This window comes from Acinetobacter sp. V2 (genome assembly GCF_001188385.1).
GTDB classification, from domain to species: Bacteria; Pseudomonadota; Gammaproteobacteria; order Pseudomonadales; family Moraxellaceae; genus Acinetobacter; species Acinetobacter oleivorans.
On the sequence record NZ_JZFB01000001.1, the window covers coordinates 934777 to 937580 of the forward strand.

The following is a 2804-nucleotide window of genomic DNA, read 5'->3' on the forward strand; positions in this document are numbered from 1 at the left end:
GATTGAGCTCAATGAGGCCTTTGCTGCACAAGCTTTAGCAGTGACCCGTGATTTAGGCTTGCCAGACGATAGCAACAAGGTAAATCCAAACGGTGGTGCCATTGCTTTAGGCCATCCACTTGGTGCATCAGGTGCACGCCTCGTGACTACAGCCTTAAACCAGCTTGAACAAACAGGTGGTCGTTATGGTTTGTGTTCAATGTGTATTGGTGTAGGTCAAGGGATTGCTTTGATTATTGAACGTGTTGAAGCACTTTAAGGAGAAATAAATGCCATCTTTTCAATCTGCCGATGCACAAATTAACTATCAAACTTTTGGCGAACCGTCGTCCCCTGCTCTGGTGTTTTCCAACTCTTTGGGCACCAACTATGGCATGTGGCAAAAACAGTTTAATGAGTTAAAAGATCAATTTTTTGTGATCTGCTATGACACTCGTGGTCACGGTTCATCATCTACGCCTGACGGTCCATATACTGTAGAACAATTAGGTGAAGATGTTGTCCGTTTACTGGATCATCTGAATATTAGCAAAGCTGCTTTTTGTGGAATTTCTATGGGTGGTTTAACCGGTCAATGGCTGGCGATTCATTACCCTGACCGTTTTAGTCATGTGGTTGTGGCAAATACTGCCGCTAAAATTGGTCAAGAGCAGGCATGGCTTGACCGTGCAAAATTAGTACGTGAGCAAGGTTTACAACCGATCGCAGCTACAGCAGCTTCGCGATGGTTTACAGATCCCTTTATCCAAAGTCATGCTTTAATCGTCAACAACCTGTGTAACGACTTAAGTGCTGGCAGCGCAATGGGTTATGCCAATTGTTGTGAGGCTTTGGCTAAAGCGGATGTCCGTGAGCAGTTAAAAGACATTAAAATTTCTGTATTGGTAATTGCTGGAACTCAAGACCCAGTCACTACAGTTGCAGATGGTGAATTTATGCAGCAACGCATTCCACAATCAAAACTTGCAGAAATAGATGCCTCTCATATTTCCAATGTAGAACAGCCAGAAGCTTTTAATAAAATTTTAAAGGATTTTTTAGTGAACTAATTTCGCTGTCAATAAACTTTATTCATTTCTAAAAAGGCCAATCATGGCCTTTTTTATTCTCTCAAAATAGAAAACACCATAACTTGTTCGAGAAGGTATAAATATATACCTCAAATGTAATGGAAAATTACATGGATAAATAACAGTATTTTAAATTCATGAACAGGGCTTGTTCATCAGTGACGTGAATCTAAGAAGATTCTTAAATCATTCACTTCTACATCATAATGAAAGTAAGGATATCTAAATTGAACATACCTATGCTGAATTCTCGGCCTCACCCTACACGCCCTTTAATTAAATATGGAACATTACTTTTAGGTGCACTTTTAGCGGGTTGTAATTCTTCATCAAGTTTAGACTCAACACCAACACAAAAGCAGATCACGATTAAGCGTGATAAATTCGGTACTCCTCATGTATATGCAAATGATACCTATGGGCTTTTCTACGGTTATGGCTATTCGGTAGCGACCGATCGATTATTCCAGATGGAAATGTCAAAACGTACAGGACAAGGTACGGTTGCTGAGGTCCTCGGCCCCGACTATCTTCAATATGATATTGCGACGCATAGCCGTTTTGACCCAGAAAATATTAAGCAGCAACTCGCCGCGCTCTCACCAGAAGACCGAGCAATTTTTGAAGGTTATGCCGCAGGTTTTAGTAAACGGGTTAAAGAGGTTTTAGCAGATCCAGCTCTTATGCCTAAAGAGTTCACAGATCATGGTTTTAAACCATCAACATGGCAACCAGAAGATATTGCTATGGTTTGGGTAGGCTTAATTTTGAATCGCTTCTTTTCAGCCAGTTCTGAAGTATCAAATTTAGATTTGCTCACGCAACTGCAAAAAGAAAAAGGCCAAGAAGAAGGTCTTAAAGTCTATCAACAATTACGTTGGCTAAACGACCCAAGTGCTCCAACCATTATCCAATCTGCACAAAAACCACAGCTTATAGCGCGTCAACAGCAAATACTTAAAGATATTAGCCCTATTTCAAACAAAGCAGCAAAAACCTATCTAGCGCAAGCTCGCATTGCTTTAGGCAAAAGTGTTGTAGATGGTGTACCTACCGCCAGTAATGCATGGGTCTTAAAAGGTGATAAGACCATTGAAGGCCAAGCAGTTTTATATAATGGCCCACAGCAAGGATGGTATACACCAGCAATCACCTACGGTATTGGTTTACATGGAGCTGGCTATAATTTGACAGGTATTACTCCTGTTGGCTTACCTGCAATTTTATTTGGAACCAATGGCAAAATAGCATGGGGCTCTACGGTAGGCTCACTCGATACTAACGATGTTTACCAACTCACTTTAAATCCAAGCAATTCAAAAGAATATTTATATAAAGGAGCTTATATTCCATTTGAGCACAAGCAAGTAAAAATCAAAGTTAAGAGTCAAGCAGACCATGTTTTAGATGTTTATAAGAGTAAACAAGGTTTTGTAAGTACATGGGATGATAATAACCATACGGCGTATGCGCAAAAACGTAGCTGGGAAGGCGTAGAAATTGAAACTTTGTTAGGATGGGCAAGTGCAGCGAAAGCCTCAAATTGGGATGAATTTCTTGCTCAAGCCAAACGTGTCGCAGCCTCTATCACTTGGTTCTATGCCGATACTAAAGATAATATCGGTGTTGCTGCTTTAGGTCGTTTACCTATTCGCCCTGAAAACCAACATATTCAGCTTCCAGCTAAAGGTGACGGTTCTATGGAGTGGCAAGGTTTTTATGACTTCTCACACA

General features: G+C 40.7%; 2 protein-coding genes and 1 pseudogene. All 3 read left to right on the forward strand.

Annotation, left to right across the window (positions count from 1 at the left end):
• Window positions 1-259 (forward strand): annotated as a pseudogene (locus UC75_RS20175) (acetyl-CoA C-acyltransferase); the annotation flags it as partial.
• A gap of 10 nt (window positions 260-269) precedes the next feature.
• Entirely contained in the window at window positions 270-1049 is a 780-nt protein-coding gene (pcaD, locus tag UC75_RS04235) for a 3-oxoadipate enol-lactonase (protein ID WP_049836813.1), read from the forward strand.
• Window positions 1050-1309: 260 nt separating this feature from the next.
• Window positions 1310-2804 (forward strand): penicillin acylase family protein (locus tag UC75_RS20180; RefSeq protein ID WP_228137081.1); only part of this gene is annotated, 1495 nt, incomplete at its 3' end.